This window comes from Hydrogenophaga sp. UC242_50 (assembly GCF_042697355.1).
Taxonomy (GTDB): Bacteria; Pseudomonadota; Gammaproteobacteria; order Burkholderiales; family Burkholderiaceae_C; genus Hydrogenophaga.
The window spans coordinates 2,362,997-2,377,732 of record NZ_CP170553.1; the positions used below are offsets into that span (position 1 = coordinate 2,362,997).

General features: G+C 70.5%; 16 protein-coding genes and 3 pseudogenes. 10 read left to right on the top strand and 9 right to left on the bottom strand.

Annotated elements, in window-relative coordinates:
- Positions 1–58: 58 nt before the first annotated feature.
- Positions 59–1,096 (bottom strand): phosphoribosylformylglycinamidine cyclo-ligase, encoded by a 1,038-nt coding sequence (purM, locus tag ACFJGX_RS12125; protein WP_382321071.1) that lies wholly within the window; start codon positions 1,094–1,096, stop codon positions 59–61.
- A gap of 159 nt (positions 1,097–1,255) precedes the next feature.
- Here purM and ACFJGX_RS12130 point away from each other — a divergent pair, with 159 nt between their 5' ends.
- The 7 genes and pseudogenes from ACFJGX_RS12130 (at position 1,256) to ACFJGX_RS12160 (ending at position 6,760) form a co-directional block, all read left to right on the top strand.
- Positions 1,256–2,353 carry an AI-2E family transporter gene (locus ACFJGX_RS12130; protein ID WP_382321069.1) on the top strand — a complete coding sequence of 366 codons (1,098 nt, stop codon included), beginning with the start codon at positions 1,256–1,258 and terminating at the stop codon, positions 2,351–2,353.
- Positions 2,354–2,376: 23 nt separating this feature from the next.
- Positions 2,377–3,063, top strand: a complete 687-nt coding sequence (gene hda / locus ACFJGX_RS12135; protein WP_382163911.1) for a DnaA regulatory inactivator Hda — start codon at positions 2,377–2,379, stop codon at positions 3,061–3,063.
- Positions 3,060–3,729 (top strand): annotated as a pseudogene (locus ACFJGX_RS12140) (HAD family hydrolase). Before hda ends, ACFJGX_RS12140 begins: the two are co-directional and overlap by 4 nt.
- On the top strand, positions 3,726–5,375 hold the full coding sequence (gene pcnB / locus ACFJGX_RS12145) for a polynucleotide adenylyltransferase PcnB (RefSeq protein ID WP_382321067.1): 1,650 nt from the start codon (positions 3,726–3,728) through the stop codon (positions 5,373–5,375). The pseudogene ACFJGX_RS12140 and the gene pcnB overlap by 4 nt, the downstream one beginning before the upstream one ends.
- 20 nt (positions 5,376–5,395) lie before the next feature.
- A complete protein-coding gene (folK, locus tag ACFJGX_RS12150; protein WP_382325685.1) occupies positions 5,396–5,896 on the top strand; it encodes a 2-amino-4-hydroxy-6-hydroxymethyldihydropteridine diphosphokinase in 501 nt (166 codons plus the stop codon).
- Between the two features lie 109 nt (positions 5,897–6,005).
- On the top strand, positions 6,006–6,215 hold the full coding sequence (locus ACFJGX_RS12155; protein WP_382328463.1) for a DUF2892 domain-containing protein: 210 nt from the start codon (positions 6,006–6,008) through the stop codon (positions 6,213–6,215).
- A 2-nt stretch (positions 6,216–6,217) separates the two neighbouring features.
- Positions 6,218–6,760 (top strand): RNA polymerase sigma factor, encoded by a 543-nt coding sequence (locus tag ACFJGX_RS12160; protein WP_382321063.1) that lies wholly within the window; start codon positions 6,218–6,220, stop codon positions 6,758–6,760.
- 12 nt (positions 6,761–6,772) lie between these two features.
- Here the strand turns inward: ACFJGX_RS12160 and pdxH are convergent, their stop codons facing one another.
- Together pdxH and ACFJGX_RS12170 are read right to left on the bottom strand one after the other, a co-directional pair.
- On the bottom strand, positions 6,773–7,408 hold the full coding sequence (pdxH, locus tag ACFJGX_RS12165; protein WP_382328465.1) for a pyridoxamine 5'-phosphate oxidase: 636 nt from the start codon (positions 7,406–7,408) through the stop codon (positions 6,773–6,775).
- Between the two features lie 44 nt (positions 7,409–7,452).
- Positions 7,453–8,073 carry a gamma-glutamylcyclotransferase gene (locus tag ACFJGX_RS12170; protein ID WP_382321060.1) on the bottom strand — a complete coding sequence of 207 codons (621 nt, stop codon included), beginning with the start codon at positions 8,071–8,073 and terminating at the stop codon, positions 7,453–7,455.
- Positions 8,074–8,124: 51 nt separating this feature from the next.
- Here ACFJGX_RS12170 and ACFJGX_RS12175 point away from each other — a divergent pair.
- Positions 8,125–8,650, top strand: a pseudogene (locus tag ACFJGX_RS12175) (OmpA family protein).
- 66 nt (positions 8,651–8,716) lie between these two features.
- Here the strand turns inward: ACFJGX_RS12175 and gloA are convergent.
- Both gloA and ACFJGX_RS12185 read right to left on the bottom strand, forming a co-directional pair.
- Positions 8,717–9,127, bottom strand: coding sequence for a lactoylglutathione lyase (gene gloA, locus ACFJGX_RS12180; protein WP_382321056.1), 411 nt, complete (start codon positions 9,125–9,127; stop codon positions 8,717–8,719).
- A 5-nt stretch (positions 9,128–9,132) separates the two neighbouring features.
- Positions 9,133–9,675 carry a PaaI family thioesterase gene (locus ACFJGX_RS12185; RefSeq protein WP_382328467.1) on the bottom strand — a complete coding sequence of 181 codons (543 nt, stop codon included), beginning with the start codon at positions 9,673–9,675 and terminating at the stop codon, positions 9,133–9,135.
- Between the two features lie 52 nt (positions 9,676–9,727).
- Here ACFJGX_RS12185 and ACFJGX_RS12190 point away from each other — a divergent pair, with 52 nt between their 5' ends.
- Positions 9,728–10,192, top strand: a complete 465-nt coding sequence (locus ACFJGX_RS12190; RefSeq protein ID WP_382321054.1) for a MarR family winged helix-turn-helix transcriptional regulator — start codon at positions 9,728–9,730, stop codon at positions 10,190–10,192.
- Between the two features lie 38 nt (positions 10,193–10,230).
- Positions 10,231–11,427 (top strand): annotated as a pseudogene (locus ACFJGX_RS12195) (MFS transporter).
- Between the two features lie 13 nt (positions 11,428–11,440).
- Here ACFJGX_RS12195 and ACFJGX_RS12200 read toward each other — a convergent pair.
- The 4 genes from ACFJGX_RS12200 to ACFJGX_RS12215 all read right to left on the bottom strand — a co-directional run bounded on the left by ACFJGX_RS12200 (position 11,441) and on the right by ACFJGX_RS12215 (position 14,650).
- Positions 11,441–12,232 (bottom strand): SDR family NAD(P)-dependent oxidoreductase, encoded by a 792-nt coding sequence (locus ACFJGX_RS12200; protein WP_382321051.1) that lies wholly within the window; start codon positions 12,230–12,232, stop codon positions 11,441–11,443.
- A 22-nt stretch (positions 12,233–12,254) separates the two neighbouring features.
- Positions 12,255–12,638: an ankyrin repeat domain-containing protein gene (locus ACFJGX_RS12205; RefSeq protein ID WP_382321049.1), complete on the bottom strand. Its 384-nt coding sequence runs from the start codon at positions 12,636–12,638 to the stop codon at positions 12,255–12,257.
- Positions 12,639–13,190: 552 nt separating this feature from the next.
- Positions 13,191–13,766 carry an RNA polymerase sigma factor gene (locus ACFJGX_RS12210; RefSeq protein WP_382321047.1) on the bottom strand — a complete coding sequence of 192 codons (576 nt, stop codon included), beginning with the start codon at positions 13,764–13,766 and terminating at the stop codon, positions 13,191–13,193.
- 8 nt (positions 13,767–13,774) lie between these two features.
- Positions 13,775–14,650: a hypothetical protein gene (locus ACFJGX_RS12215; protein ID WP_382328469.1), complete on the bottom strand. Its 876-nt coding sequence runs from the start codon at positions 14,648–14,650 to the stop codon at positions 13,775–13,777.
- Positions 14,651–14,736: the final 86 nt, after the last annotated feature.

The following is a 14,736-nucleotide window of genomic DNA, read 5'->3' on the forward strand; positions in this document are numbered from 1 at the left end:
GGGGGGCGACACCTTGGGCCGGCGAAGCCGGACCCTCGGTGTCTCTGGAAGGCGGGACTCAGGCCACGACCACGGCGGCGCCTTCGCCGCGTGCCGCGATCTTGCCGATCTCGTGCACGGTTTCACCGAGGCCGCGCAGCGTGGCGGCGCAGGCGGCGGCCTGGTCGGCGGCGATCACCACCACCATGCCGATGCCGTTGTTGAAGGTGCGGTTCATCTCGATGTCGTCGATGCCGGCGGTCTTCTGCAGCCAGGCGAACAGCTCGGTCTGCGGCCAGCTGCCCTTTACCAGGTGGGCGGCCGTGCCTTCGGGCAACACGCGGGGGATGTTCTCCAGCAGGCCGCCGCCGGTGATGTGGGCCAGCGCCTTGATGGGGTGCGCGGCCAGCGCGGCCAGCACGTTCTTCACGTAGAGCCGGGTCGGCTTCATGATCGCTTCGCGGAACGGCTGGCCGTCCAGCGTGGCGGGCAGGTTCGCGCCCGCGCGCTCCAGGCACTTGCGCACCAGCGAGAAGCCGTTGGAATGCACGCCGTGCGAGGCCAGGCCGAGCACCACGTCGCCGGCTTGCACGCTCTGGCCGGTGAGGATCTTGGATTTTTCGACCGCGCCCACGCAGAAACCGGCCAGGTCGTACTCGCCGGCCGGGTACATGCCGGGCATTTCGGCGGTTTCACCGCCGATCAGCGCGCAGCCGCTGAGCTCGCAGCCCTTGGCGATGCCACCGACCACGGCCGCGGCCGTGTCCACGTCGAGCTTGCCGCAGGCGAAGTAGTCCAGGAAAAACAGGGGTTCGGCGCCTTGCACCAGCACGTCGTTCACGCTCATGCCGACCAGGTCGATGCCCACGGTGTCGTGCATGTTCCATTCGAACGCCAGCTTGAGCTTGGTGCCCACGCCGTCGGTGCCGGAGACCAGCACCGGTTCCTTGTAACGCTTGGGCACCTCGAACAGGGCGCCGAAACCGCCGATGCCGGCCAGCACGCCTTCGCGCATGGTCTTCTTGGCCAGCGGCTTGATGCGCTCGACCAGGGCGTCGCCCGCGTCGATGTCAACGCCGGCGTCTTTGTACGAAAGAGGGGTGGAGGGGGTGGTCATGGGCGGTCGGCCCCGGCGCAGGGCGGGGCGGGTCGATGGGCTGGACGCGGGTGGGAGGGGACTTTCGGGTACCCTGGGGGGTGGCCCGATAGAATTTGCCCCTGATTTTAAGGGTTTGCTCTCCCGCATCCCTTGCCCACCCCGCCCAACCCCCGCCCCATGCCCCTGACCTCCAACCAGATCCGAGCCCTGCTGTGGGCCTCGATCGCGGTCGTCATCTGGCTGCTGCTTTCGCTGCTGGCCCCCGTGCTGATGCCCTTTCTGCTGGCCGCGGTGCTGGCCTATGCGCTGCACCCGCTGGTGGAGCGCCTGCACGGCAAGGGCGTGCCGCGCTGGCTGGGCGCGGGGCTGGCGATCACCCTGCTGATGCTGGTGCTGCTGGCGGTGCTGCTGCTGATCGTGCCCGTCATCACCAAGCAGGTGCCGCTGCTGCGCGAGCAGGTGCCCGAGCTGCTCAACCGGCTCAACGCCTGGCTCACGCCGCTGGCCGGGCGCTTTGGCGTGAGCCTGTCGGTGGACGTGAGCCTGGTGCGCGGCTGGCTGACCAAGCTGGTGTCCGGTCACGAAGGCGAGATCCTGGAGAGCCTGCTGGCGTCCCTGCGCATCGGCGGCAGCGCGCTGGCCGCTGTGTTCGGCAACCTGTTTCTCATGCCCATCGTGGCCTACTACCTGCTGCTGGACTGGGACAACCTGGTCGAGCGCACCAAGTCGCTGATCCCGCCGCGCTGGCGCGCCAGCGTGCAGAGCTTCCTGGACGAGACCGATGCGGTGCTGGGCCAGTACCTGCGCGGGCAACTGCTGGTGATGGGCGTGCTGGCGGTGTTCTACACCGTGGCACTGGCGCTCGTGGGCCTCGACCTGGCGCTGCCCATCGGCGTGTTCACCGGCCTGGCCGTGTTCGTGCCCTACCTGGGCTTCGGCCTGGGCCTGGTGCTGGCCCTGCTGGCCGCGCTGCTCGAATTCCAGACCGTGCTGGGCGTGGCCCTGGTGGCCGCCGTGTACGGCGTAGGCCAGGTGGTGGAAAGCCTCTACCTCACGCCGCGCCTGTTGGGCGAGCGCATCGGCCTGCACCCGATCGCCGTCATCTTCGCGCTGCTGGCCTTTCGCCACCTGTTCGGCTTCGTGGGCGTGCTGATCGCGCTGCCCGCCAGCGCGGTGCTGCTGGTGGCGATCCGCCGCCTGCGCCGCAGCTACATGGCCAGCGCGCTGTACCTGGAAGGCCCGCGCGCGGCGGTGCCGGAAAGCCCCGAGGCATGAGCACCGCCGGACCCACACCCCCCATGCGCCAGATGGCGCTGGACATCGGCTTCGCGCCGCTGCCCACCCTGACCAACTTCGTGGGGGCCGGCAACGAGGCCGCCATCGAGCACCTGCGCCTGTGGACCAACAACCCCCTGCGCTCGCCGGTGCCCACCTTCCTGTGGGGCGAGAGCGGCAGCGGCAAGACGCACCTGCTGCGCGCGGTGCGCGAGGCGCTGCGCGAGCAAGGCGGCCGCGTGGGCTGGCTGGACGCCACCGTGCTGGACCCGACCGAGTTCGACGACCAGTGGGACGCGGTGCTGCTCGACGATTGCCACCTCTACACCGCGGCCCAGCAGGCCGCGGCCTTCAACTGGTTCGTCAACGCGCAGAGCCCGGCGCACGGCGCCTCGCGCTGGGTGCTGGCGGCGGCGACCTGCCCGCCGGCCGACCTGCGCCTGCGCGAGGACCTGCGCACCCGCCTGGGCTGGGGCCACGTGTTCCAGCTGCAGGCGCTGAGCGAAACCGAACGCCGCGCCGTGCTGCGCCGCGCGGCGGACGACCGCGGCGTGTTCCTGAGCGACGAGGTGATGGACTTCATGCTGCGCCGCTTCTCGCGCGATCTCTCCAGCCTGATGATGCTGCTCGACCAGCTCGACGCCTATGCGCTGCGCACGCAGCGCGCCATCACCATTCCCCTGATCAAATCCATGCTGGAAAACGAATGAGATTGGCTCTCTTCGACCTGGATCACACCCTGATCCCGCTCGATTCCGATTACGCCTGGGGCGAGTTCACCGTCTCGCTTGGCTGGCGCGATGCCCAAGGTTTCTCCCAGGCCAACGCCGGCTTCTACGCCGACTACAAGGCCGGCACGCTCGACATCCACCACTACGTGCGCTTCGCCATCGAGGCGGTGCGCGAGCACGGCATGGCGGTGTCGCAGAAGGCGCACGAGCGCTTCATGCGCGAGGTGATCGAGCCCGCCATGCACGAGCCCGCGCGCGCGCTGCTGCGGCGCCACCAGGCCGCCGGCGACACGGTGGTCATCGTCACCGCCACCAACGAATTCGTCACCCGCCCGATCGCCCGGGCCTTCGGGGTGGACGAACTGATCGCGATCGAACTCGAGCGCGACGCGCGCGGCGAACCCACCGGGGCCATCCGGGGCACGCCGTCGTTCCGCGAGGGCAAGATCGCCCGTGTGGAACAATGGCTGGCCGCACGGGGACTGGACTGGTCGCGCGTGCAGCACAGCACTTTCTACAGCGACTCCATCAACGACCTGCCGCTGCTGGAAAAAGTCAACGAGCCCGTGCGCAACCAACCCGGATGCCCGGCTCCGCGCCATTGCCCTCGAGCGGGGCTGGCGCACACTGAACCTATTCGAATGATCAAGAAATTCATCGATCGGCTGCTGGGCAAGTCCAGCGCCCCTGCCGGCCGCCGTGCCAACCCCTTCGGCAAGCGCGAAGACGTGCCGGCCAGCGTGCACGGCATCGACCGTTCGCTGGTGGACCAGCGCGCGCTGGACGTGGTGCACACCCTCAAGCAGGCCGGTTTCGAGGCCTACCTGGTGGGCGGCGCGGTGCGCGACCTGCTGCTGGGCCTGCGGCCCAAGGACTTCGACGTCGCCACCAGCGCCACGCCCGAGCAGGTCAAGGGCCTGTTCCGCCGCGCCTTCATCATCGGCCGGCGCTTCCGCATCGTGCACGTGATCTACGGCCGGGGGCGCGAGCACGAGGTCATCGAGGTCTCGACCTTCCGCGCCTACATGGACAACGCCGCGGCCGAGCAGGTGGCGGGCAACGAACGCACCAGCAAGGGCGAACTCGCGGGCATGAAGCACGCGGTGGACGCCAGCGGGCGCGTGCTGCGCGACAACGTCTGGGGCCCGATCGAGCAGGACGCGGCCCGGCGCGACTTCAGCATCAACGCGATGTACTACGACCCGGAGACGCAGACCGTGGTCGACTTCCACCACGGCATCCGCGACGCCAAGAAGCGCACGCTGCGCATGATCGGCGACGCCGCCACGCGCTACCGCGAAGACCCGGTGCGCATCATCCGCGCCGTGCGTTTCGCCGCCAAGCTCAGCGGCCTGGGTTTCACCTTCGACGCCAAGACGCTGGCGCCGCTGGCCTCGTCGCACACGCTGCTGGCCGATGTGCCTCAGAGCCGCCTGTTCGACGAAATGCTCAAGCTGCTGCAGACCGGCCACGCGCTGGCCAGCATCGAGCAGCTCAAGGCCGTGGGCCTGGGCACGGGCATCTACCCCTTGCTCGACATCGTCGTGCAGCGCGCCGACGACGACTTCGTGAAGCTGGCCCTGCAGGACACTGACCGCCGCGTGAGCGAAGGCAAGCCGGTGGCGCCGAGCTTCCTGTTGGCCTGCGTGCTCTGGGCCGACGTGCGCAAGGCCTGGAACCAGCACCTCACGCCGCGCCCGAACCAGCGCCCGCCCGCGCCCTTCGCGGCCCTGCAGGCGGCGGTGGACGACGCCTTCGAGGCCCGCATCGGCGACGTGTCGGGCCGCGGCAAGCTCGGCGCGGACATGCGCGAGATCTGGATGATGCAGCCGCGCTTCGACAAGCGCGTGGGCACCTCCCCGTTCAGCCTGGTCGAGCAGCCGCGTTTCCGTGCTGGCTTCGACTTCCTGCGCCTGCGCGGGCAGGTCGGTGAGGTCGAGGAAGAACTCGCGCACTGGTGGGAAACCTTCAGCACGGCGAGCGACGCCATGCGCGAGGACATGGTGGACGCGCAGCGCCGCGAGAACCTGGCGAAGCCGGGCGCCAGCAAGGCCCGGCGCGTCAAGCGCACGGACGCGGACCACCCGGCGGCGGCCGCTGCCGAACCGAACGAAGTCGATCCGCGTTTCCGCCCCGTCGAAGGCGACGAGGGTGGGGATGCGCCGTCGGACGACACCCCGCTGGACGAGGGTTCGGCACCGGCCAAGAAGCGCCGCCGTCGCCGCCGCAAGCCCAACGGCGCGGGACCGGTCGAAGGTGGCGGTGGTGGCTCGGACGAGGCCGGCGGCTGAGGTCTGCTGACACCACCGTGATGGCCGCGCCGCGCGCCGAGGTCACGGCCCATGTGGCCCTGGGCGCCAACCTCGGGGACGCCGGGAAGGCCTTGCGCGAGGCGCTTGCGGCCCTGGATGCCGTTCCTGGTGTGCGGGTGCAGCGCGCCTCCAGCCTGTACCGCACGGCACCGGTGGATTCCAGCGGGCCGGACTACCTCAACGCCGTGGCCGAGGTCGCCACCACGCTCACCGCGCCCGCCTTGCTCGACGCGCTGCAGGCCATCGAGCAGGCGGCAGGCCGCGAGCGGCCCTACCGCAACGCGCCGCGCACGCTGGACCTGGATCTGCTGCTGTACGGCGAGGCCCGCATTCACTCAACGCGGCTCACCGTGCCGCATCCCCGCATGGGCGAGCGCGCCTTCGTGCAGGTGCCTCTGGCGGAGATCGCGCCGCAACTCGTGAGCGCCGCCGCGCTGCGGGCGGTGGCGGGCCAGCGCATCGAGCGCGCGGGGCCGATCGAGGTGGGCGTCCGGCCTTGAAGGAGCCGGGGCCCGATGGCGCGTTTTTTTTGCCACCGGCGCGAACCGTTTGCCTCCGTTGCCGCCTCTTAGGGTTTGAGGGTCTTCCTCGGCCAACAAGGAGTGCATGGTGATCTATGTCAAGAATGTCCCGAACTGGGAGCGCGTGGTGCGGGTGGTCATGGGCGCCATTGCCATCGCTTTCGCGGTGGTCAACTGGGGCGTCTCGAACGTCGCCGTGGGGGCCGGCGTCATGGGCGCCGTGCTGGCCCTGAGCGGCCTGGTCGGCTTCTGCCCGATGTGCGCGATGTTGGGCCGCCAGCTCGACAAGAGGGCCTGAGCATGGCGGACAGCGTGGCGGACCGCGACCACCTCATCCTGGTGGCACAGACCGGCGACCCGGCCGCCATCGCCCGCCTGCTGGCCCTGTGCCAGACGGATGCGCGCCGCTATGCCCACAAGCACTGCCACGCCAGCGACGTCGATGATGCGGTCCAGGAATCCTTGCTGGTGGTCTCGCGAAAGGTCCAAAGTCTCCGGGCGGCCGCGGCGTTCTCGTCGTGGCTGTTCACGGTGATCCAGCGCGAGTGCCGCAAACTGTCGCGCAGCCTGTTCCGGTATGAACCCTTGACCGACGACATCGCCGAAGCGCAGATGCTGGACCGACCGGATGGTGCGCTGCGGATCGACCTGGCCCATGCCCTGGAGTCGCTGCCAGCCCACTACCTCGAGGTGGTGCTGCTGCGCGATTTCGAGGAACTGACCATCGCGGAGATGGCTCAACGGTTGAGCGAGCCGCCCGGCGCGGTCAAGAGCCGCCTGCACCGCGCCCGCGAACTGGTGCGCGAGTACCTGCTCGGCGCTGACGCGCCCGCCAAAAGCTGAGCGTGCCGGGCCTCAGGGGGCGAGCCGCTCGCGCAGCCAGCCGCCGTCGGCCTGCGCGGTGTAGCGCAGCCGGTCGTGCAGGCGGCTCTTGCGGCCCTGCCAGAACTGCCAGGTGTCGGGCTTGAGTCGGTAGCCGCCCCAGTGCGGCGGGCGCGGCGGTTTCAGCAGGAACTGCGCGCCGTACTTCGCGGCGTTGGTCACGAGCACCGTGCGGCTCTCGATCACCTCGCTCTGCGGGCTGGCCCAGGCGCCGATGCGGCTGTCCAGCGGGCGGCTGTGGAAGTACGCGTCGCTCTCTTCGTCGCTCACCTTTTCCACCGTGCCCTCGATGCGCACCACGCGCTCGAGCTCGACCCAGTGGAACTGCAGCGCGGCGAACGGGTTGCCCGCGAGCTCGCGGCCCTTGCGGCTCTGGTAGTTGGTGTACCAGACGATGCCGCGTTCGTCGCAGCCCTTGATGAGCACGATGCGCGTGCTCGGGCGCAGGTCCGAGCCCACGGTGCGCAGCGTCATGGCGTTGGGTTCAGGTACCTCACCACGGATGGCTTCGTTGAGCCACTGGTCGAACTGTTGCAGCGGGTCGGCGTGCGAGGCGGACTCGCTGAGTTCGGCCTTTTCGTAGCTCTTGCGCAGGTCGGCGATGTTCATGCGGGCAGTATAGGAGCGAGGCCCCGGCGGGGCCTTGTGTCGGGTCAATCGGCGAGCGCCAGCAGCTTCTGCAGTGCCCGGTCGTGGATGCCGTGGTGCAGCAGGCCCTCGAAGGTCTGGCGCGCGTAGTCCAGCGTGGTGCCATAGCGCCCGCAGGAGCGGGCAAAGATCTCGCGGTAGCGCTCGTCGCTCAGCGTGCCGGTGTAGCTGGGGCTCTGGCGCGAGAGCGTGAAGGCCAGCGCGCGCACCGGGCCCTGGGGCGTGTCGCAATGTAGCCACCTCGGGTCGTAGACCGGGTTGGGCATCTCGCGCGCCCACAGCACCGGCATGAGGGCTTCCACCTGCTCGTGCGGCACGCGCAGCGCCAGGCCGGCGCAGCTGCCGCCGGGCATCAGCGCGAACACCAGGCCCGGGCATTCATACGTGCCCCGGTTGACGCGGCTCCACATCTGCAGGCAGCGGTGGTAGCCGCGCACGCGCGCCGGGCGCTGCTCGGCGGCCTCGAACTCGGGGCGCCAGACCAGCGAGGCGTAGGCGAACACCCAGAGGTCTGGACGCGGCCCCTGCGCGCGCCATTGCGCCAGCGTATGGGCCATCATCTGCGCGCCGTTTCTCAGGGCAGGGTCGTGGAGCGCGCGCGTCCTCGGGGTGTCACGGTCGGCCATTTACAATCTTTGTCGAGTTCTTTCCCATTATTCTTCACGGAGTGTTTCCCCATGTCCTCTCAGGATGACGAACCCGAGTACCGCGTTGTGGCGGTGGTGCTGATCAGCGCGATCCTGTTGGCGGTAGGCCTTGCCTTGGGCATGGGCATTTACAAGTCGCGCCAGTCCGCGCCCAGTGCCGGCCCGGCGGCAGTGGTTCCGGTCGCGGCCGTTGTGGCTGTGACCACGGTCACTCCGGTGGGCGACGACGCCAGCGTGGTGGTGGAAAACGGCGTGGTCAAGTTCTACTTCGCGTCTGGCAAGGCCGACCTGGCCGCCGGCGCGCTCGATGCGCTGGGCGAAGCGATCGCCGCGGCCAAGGCCGGCAAGAAGCTGGTGCTGTCGGGCTTTCACGACCTGACCGGCGACCCGGCTTTCAACGCCGAGCTGGCCAAAGCAGCGCGCCATCGCCGTGCGCAGTGCCCTGGTGGGCGCGGGCGTGGCCGAAGGCGCGGTGGAGCTGAAGAAGCCCGAGCAGACCGCCGGCACCGGCAACAACGCCGAAGCGCGCCGTGTGGAAGTGCTGATCGTGCGTTGAGCTGGCCTGAGCGCCCACAAAAAAGCCCGGCATGCCGGGCTTTTTTCGTCCACGCCCGGCAGGCGTTCAACGCAGGCCCTGGCCCGCTTCCTTCTCCGCGCGCTGGATCAGCTCGATCTTGTAGCCGTCGGGGTCGGTCACGAAAGCGATCACCGTGGTGCCGCCCTTGACCGGGCCGGCCTCGCGCGTCACGTTGCCGCCGGCCGCCTTGATCTTCTCGCAGGCCGCGTAGGCGTCGGGCACGCCCAGGGCGATGTGGCCGTAGGCCGTGTCGAGTTCGTAGCTCTCGGTGCCCCAGTTGTAGGTGAGTTCGATCTCGGCCTGGGCCGGGTTGCCTTCGTAGCCCACGAAGGCCAGCGAGTACTTGTACTCGGGGTTCTCGGAGGTGCGCAGCAATTGCATGCCCAGCACCTGGGTGTAGAAGTGAATCGAGCGCTGGAGGTTGCCCACGCGCAGCATGGTGTGTAGAAGTCGCATGGGCCTTATTTTGACGGCACTTCAAAGACCAGGCAGGTCGTTGTGGCATGCGCGTACAGCTTGCCGTCGGGTCCCACGATGCGGCCCTCGGCGGTGGCCAGCTGCCGCCCGGCATGGACCACCGTGCCGATGGCGCGCAGCGGGCCGCTCTTGTAGGAGGCCGCGCGCACGATGTTCACGCTGAGTTCCGCCGTCGTGTAGGCCCGGCCCACCGGCATGACGGTGTGCACCGCGCAGCCCACGGCGGAGTCCAGCAGCGTGGCGTACCAGCCGCCGTGCACCGTGCCCAGCGGGTTGTAGTGCTTGAGCTGGGGCTGGCCCTGGAACACGGCCCGGCCTTCACCGATTTCCACCAGCGAGAAGTCCAGCGTGTCGGCGATGTGCGGGTAGGGCAGCTTGCCGTCGAGCATGGCCTGCATCTGCTGCATGCCGGTCAGGCCCGCGAGATCGGCGGGGTCCGCCAGGCCCACGCCCGCGCCGGCGTTCATGCGGGCCACGACGGCCTCGTATTGCTGGATCCACTGGGCCTGGGTTTCTTCGACGGTCATGGTTGAATTCCTTTTTGTTTGCAGGTACAAGTATTGTAGATACAATCGTCTCATGAATGCCGACACCCAGGTGACATCGCCGACCCCGGTGGGTTGCACCAACTTCAAGCTGCGCCAGCTCACGCGCCGCGTGACCCAGCACTACGACCAGCACCTGGCCGGCTCGGGGCTGAAGATCACGCAGTACTCGCTGCTGACGCACGTGGACCGCCTCGGTCCGCTGGCGCCCGGCGAGCTGGCCCGGCGCATGGACATGGGCGCCTCCACCCTCACGCGCAACCTGCAACCCATGATCGCGGCGGGCTGGCTGGCGATGGGCGAAGGGGTCGATGCGCGCAGCCGGCTCGTGCACATCACCGACGCCGGGCTGGAGCTGCGGCGCCAGGCGCAGCGGCGCTGGAAGGCCGCGCAACTCTCACTCAACGACAAGCTGGGCCTGGCCACCGTGGCGGCACTGCACGGGCTGCTGGACCAGGGGCTGGCCGCGTTTCACGAGGAAGACACCCATGAAGACTGAAACCTTGACCGCCGCCGCGCCCCGCGCGCGCGCCCTATGTGTGGTGGCTGGTGCTGCTGGCCGCGGCCGGGGCTTTCGCGCTGACCATGGGCACGCGCCAGACCATGGGCTTTTTCCTCTCGCCGCTGAACACCGCCACCGGTCTGGGGGTGGGCAGCATCAGCCTGGCGTTCGCCTTCGGCCAGCTCTGGTGGGGGCTCACGCAGCCTTTCGCGGGCGCCGTGGCCGACCGCATCGGCGCCGGGCGCGTGCTGCTCGCGGGTGTGCTGCTGGTGGCGCTGGGCACCTACCTCACGCCGCTGATGACCAGCACCTGGGGCCTGATCCTGGCCATCGGCGTGCTCGCCGCCGGCGGCGCCGGCATGGCCGGGCCTTCGGTGCTGATGGCGGCGACCGCGCGCCTGATTCCGGCCGAACGCCGGGGCATTGCCACCGGCATCGTGAACGCGGGCGGCTCGTTCGGCCAGTTCCTCATGGCGCCCCTGGCCGCCGCGCTCACGCTGGGCCTGGGCTGGGTCGGTGCGCTGCAGGCGCTGGGCCTGATCGTGCTGCTGGCGCTGCCCGCGGCCTGGGTGTTGCGCGGTCCGGGCCCGGCGGCGAAGGCCGGGGCGGCGCCCGCGCCGGTGGCCTTGCCCACCGGCCAGGCGATCCGCCAGGCGCTGAACACGCCGAGCTACCTGCTGCTCTCGGCCGGCTTCTTCGTGTGCGGCTTTCACGTGGCCTTCCTCGCCACGCACCTGCCCGGCGTGGTGGCCGCGTGCGGCCTGCCGGCGCCGGTGGGTGCCTGGGCGCTGGGCGTGATCGGTCTGTTCAACATCATCGGCAGCCTGGCCATGGGCTGGGCCGTGGGCCGCTGGCGCATGAAGTCGCTGCTCTCGCTGGTGTACGCCTCGCGCGCGGTGGCGGTGCTGGTGTTCCTGCTGGCGCCCAAGACCGAGGCCGTGATGCTGACCTTCGCCGCCGTGATGGGCCTGACCTTCCTCTCCACGGTGCCGCCCACCGTGGGCCTGGTGGCCAAGTTCTTCGGCACCGGCAACATGGCCGATGCTGTTCGGCATCGTGATGCTGGCGCACCAGGTGGGGGCTTTCTCGGTGCCTGGCTGGGTGGCCAGGTGTTCGAGGCCACGGGCAGCTACGACTGGGTCTGGTACATCGACATCGTGCTGGCCGTGGGCGCGGCGCTGATCCACCTGCCGATCCGCGAAGCCGTGGTGGCGCGGCCCCGGCCCGCGTGAAGCAGGGCAGCGCTCAGACCGGCACGGTGTAGTTCAGCGCCATGCGCCCGCCGTCGACGGTGACGATCTCGCCGGTGACGTAGCTCGCCGCGTCGCTGGCCAGCCAGGCCACCACGTCGGCGATCTCGTCGGGTTCGCCGAGCCGCTTGAGCGGCGTGCGGCTCAGGATCTTGTGGCGCGCCTCTTCGCTGGTGAGCACGGCCTGGGCCGCGAGCTCGGTGGCGATTGTGCCGGGCGCCACCGCGTTGACGCGGATGCCGTGGTCGGCAAGCGCCAGCGCCATCACGCGGGTGAGCTGGTTGATGCCGCCCTTGCTCACGTTGTAGCTGGCGATGTTGGGGATGGCGAGCACGCCATTGACCGAGCTCATGTTCACGATGCTGCCGCCATCGGCCTGCTGCGCCATCGTGCGCGCCACCGCCTGGCCCATGAGGAAGGCGCCCTTGAGGTTGACGCGCAGCACCTCGTCGAAGTCTTCTTCGCTCACGTCCAGAAAGTGGGCCGCCTTGAAGATGCCGGCGTTGTTGACCAGCACGTCGATGCGGCCGTGGCTGTCCAGCGCCAGTGCGACGATGGCGTCCACGTCGGCCTTGTCGCCCACGTCGCAATGCATGTAGGTGCCGCCGAGTTCGCGCGCGAGGGCGCGGCCGCGCGCGTCGGCCACGTCGGCGATCACCAGCTTGGCGCCTTCGCGCGCGAAGCGGCGCGCACAGGCTTCGCCGATGCCCTGGGCCCCGCCGGTGACGAGGACGACGCGGCCCTGGTGGCCGAAATGCACGGAGGAGGAAGAGGCTGGGGTGTTCATGCCGCCATGGTAGCGACGGGACTCAGCGCGGTCCGCGCTCCTGCAGCGACGGCAGCTGTTCGGCGTGTCCCGCCTGTTGCGCGAGATCGATGGCGCGCAGGCCATCGCGGTCGGTGCGCTCGGGGTCGGCGCCTGCGCCGAGCAGCAGGCGCACCAGCGGGGCATCGCCGCGCTGCGCGGCCAGCATGAGCGCGGTGCGGCCCCGCGCGTCGGCGGCGTTCACGTCCGCCCCCTGGGCCAGCGCGTCGCGCACATCGGCGACCGCGCCACGCGCGGCGGCGGCCAGCAGGGCCGCGGCGGGCGAGAGCGGTGCGATGGCCTGGGGTGCGGGTGCGCCACGCCGCGCCGACAGGGCGGCGGGGGCCTGCTCTTGTGCCAGACCACGGGCACGGGGCGTGGTCGCCATGTCGGTCGATGCGGCGGCAGGGGCTTCGGCCTCCGCTGCCCTGTTGGCCGCACCGGGGGCGACAGGAGGTGCTTCTGCCGGCGCTGGAGCTGGCGGCGCGGGGGGCGGCAAGGTGGCTGCGGGTGCTGGACCGCGCGGCTTCGGATGCTCGGGCAAGGGGCGCGGTGCGGCCGGCGGGGTGGGCCGGGGTTCGGGCGGCACCGCGGCTGCGGGTGCGGCTTCCTGCGCGGCGGCCGGGGCCTCTGCCGGTGCGGCTGCGCGGGAGGGCGCCTGGGCCTCGCCGAGGGCGATCTCCCGTTCCTCGGGTGTGCCGCGATCGAACTGCAGCACCACCAGCGTTGCGCAGGCCCAGCACCGCCAGGCCACCGAAGGCGCGCCAGCGCCAGGCCGAATCGTTGGCGGCCGGCGGCTTTGTGTTCCCAGGGGTTTCGCGGGCTTGGGCCGCGGCGGTGCGCGCCTCGGCCAGCACCTTCTCGCGCAGGGCCGGGTCGGGGCGCGCGGGGTCGTGTGCGTTGGCCTCCCGGTAGCGCTGCAGCAGTTCGTCTTGCGGCTTCATGCAAAGGCCTCCAGGGCTTGGCGCAGGCGCTCGCGCGCGTAGCGCAGCCGGCTCTTGGCGGTTTCGGCGTTCACGCCCGTGGCCTGCGCGATCTCGGCCAGGCTCAGGCCCCCTTCGGCCTGCAGCAGGAAGGTTTCGCGCTGCGGCAGGGGCAGGGCGGCGAGCGCGTCCAGCAAGGCCTGGGCCTGCTCGCGCGACTGCAGCTGCCGCACCGGGCCGAAGCCCGAATCGGCCGCCAGCGTGTCGGCGAGGGCGGCGCCGTCGTCGGTTTCCGCATCGAGGCTGGCGTGGGCCTTGTGGGTGCGCCAGTGATCGACCAGGCGGTGGTGGGCCAGGGTGAACAGCCAGGTGCGAAACCGCGCGCGGGGTTCGTAGCGCGGGGCCTGGCGGATCAGCGAGAACCACACGTCCTGCACCAGGTCATCGGCCAGCGCGCGGTCGTGCACGCTGCGCTGCACGAAGCGCCACACCGGCAGGGCGTGGCGGTCGTACAGGGTTTCGAAGGCGCGCGCATCGCCCGCGGCAAAGGCCTGCATCAGGGTTTCATCGGCGGGCACGGCCTCTTCGGACATGCCCGCGATTATGGGAGCCGGGGGACCATCAACTCGGGGTCGGGCGCGTAACCGGGGGGCACGGCGCCGGGGAAGGGATTGGGCCTGGGCGGCACGGCCTGCGTGGGGATGATGCCCATGGCGATCAGGTTCTCGCGGCTGTCGTAGCGGATGCGGATGACTTCATCGGGCCGGTCGCTGCGCCGCTCGAAGGTGGTGTGGGTGATGGGCGCATCCTCGCGCGCGCCGTGCCCCGTGCCCAGGCGCGGCGCCGGCGCGGCGGGGGCCATGCGGCGCGCGGCCAGCGACTCGGCGCGTTCGCGTGGTGCTTCGCTCTCGGCCTGCGTTTCGGCGGCGGCGTCGGCGGCCGAAGAGCGGTTCTGCGCGCCGCTCTGCTCGCGCAGCGAGGGCCAGGGCACCACCGCCGGCGGCGGTGGTGGCAGGGGTTTTTCGCGGAACACGGCCACACCGATCACGCCCACGTGGGCCGGGCGGCCGGTGCGTTCGGCGTACGAGGCGCTCGATGCCGTGAAGTGGAAGGCCGCGACCTCGGCATCGCTCTTGCGCCAGCCGGTGATGGCGTGCTGTTGCCAGGGGGAGAGCACGTAGCCGGTCTGCTGCCAGGCGGCGGTCTCGCCCGAGATCACGTTCACACCGTCGACCGAGACCACGCCGAGCACGCGGCCCGGCGTGGCGTTGCGCACCGACACGGCGTAGCGCGCGCCGGGCCGCCCGGCGACCCAGTGCTCGCCCAGGTGGCGGTAGACCGTGAGCGTTTCGCCGCTGTCGCGGTCGACCACCTGGATGTCGGTGAGCCGGCCCACGGCCTGGGCCGGCGAGGAGGTCAGGGCCGCGAGCGCGGCGGCCAGGGACAGGGCGAGGCGGAAAGAGGGGAGGGGTTTCATGCGGGCTCCGCGAACAGTGGATGGAGCCGGTTGAAACGAACGAACCGCCTCGACGGGGTTGAGGCGGTGCCGGGTTTTGTGTAACG

Coding starts and splice junctions, on each gene's coding strand:
- ACFJGX_RS12215 (WP_382328469.1), bottom strand. CDS start 14,650: ATGAAACCCCTCCCCTCTTTCCGCCTCGCCCTGTCCCTGGCCGCCGCG.
- folK (WP_382325685.1), top strand. CDS start 5,396: ATGGCCGCGCCGCGCGCCGAGGTCACGGCCCATGTGGCCCTGGGCGCC.
- ACFJGX_RS12200 (WP_382321051.1), bottom strand. CDS start 12,232: ATGAACACCCCAGCCTCTTCCTCCTCCGTGCATTTCGGCCACCAGGGC.
- ACFJGX_RS12210 (WP_382321047.1), bottom strand. CDS start 13,766: ATGTCCGAAGAGGCCGTGCCCGCCGATGAAACCCTGATGCAGGCCTTT.
- ACFJGX_RS12170 (WP_382321060.1), bottom strand. CDS start 8,073: ATGGCCGACCGTGACACCCCGAGGACGCGCGCGCTCCACGACCCTGCC.
- ACFJGX_RS12160 (WP_382321063.1), top strand. CDS start 6,218: ATGGCGGACAGCGTGGCGGACCGCGACCACCTCATCCTGGTGGCACAG.
- pcnB (WP_382321067.1), top strand. CDS start 3,726: ATGATCAAGAAATTCATCGATCGGCTGCTGGGCAAGTCCAGCGCCCCT.
- gloA (WP_382321056.1), bottom strand. CDS start 9,127: ATGCGACTTCTACACACCATGCTGCGCGTGGGCAACCTCCAGCGCTCG.
- pdxH (WP_382328465.1), bottom strand. CDS start 7,408: ATGAACATCGCCGACCTGCGCAAGAGCTACGAAAAGGCCGAACTCAGC.
- ACFJGX_RS12190 (WP_382321054.1), top strand. CDS start 9,728: ATGAATGCCGACACCCAGGTGACATCGCCGACCCCGGTGGGTTGCACC.
- hda (WP_382163911.1), top strand. CDS start 2,377: ATGCGCCAGATGGCGCTGGACATCGGCTTCGCGCCGCTGCCCACCCTG.
- ACFJGX_RS12130 (WP_382321069.1), top strand. CDS start 1,256: ATGCCCCTGACCTCCAACCAGATCCGAGCCCTGCTGTGGGCCTCGATC.
- ACFJGX_RS12185 (WP_382328467.1), bottom strand. CDS start 9,675: ATGACCGTCGAAGAAACCCAGGCCCAGTGGATCCAGCAATACGAGGCC.
- ACFJGX_RS12205 (WP_382321049.1), bottom strand. CDS start 12,638: ATGGCGACCACGCCCCGTGCCCGTGGTCTGGCACAAGAGCAGGCCCCC.
- purM (WP_382321071.1), bottom strand. CDS start 1,096: ATGACCACCCCCTCCACCCCTCTTTCGTACAAAGACGCCGGCGTTGAC.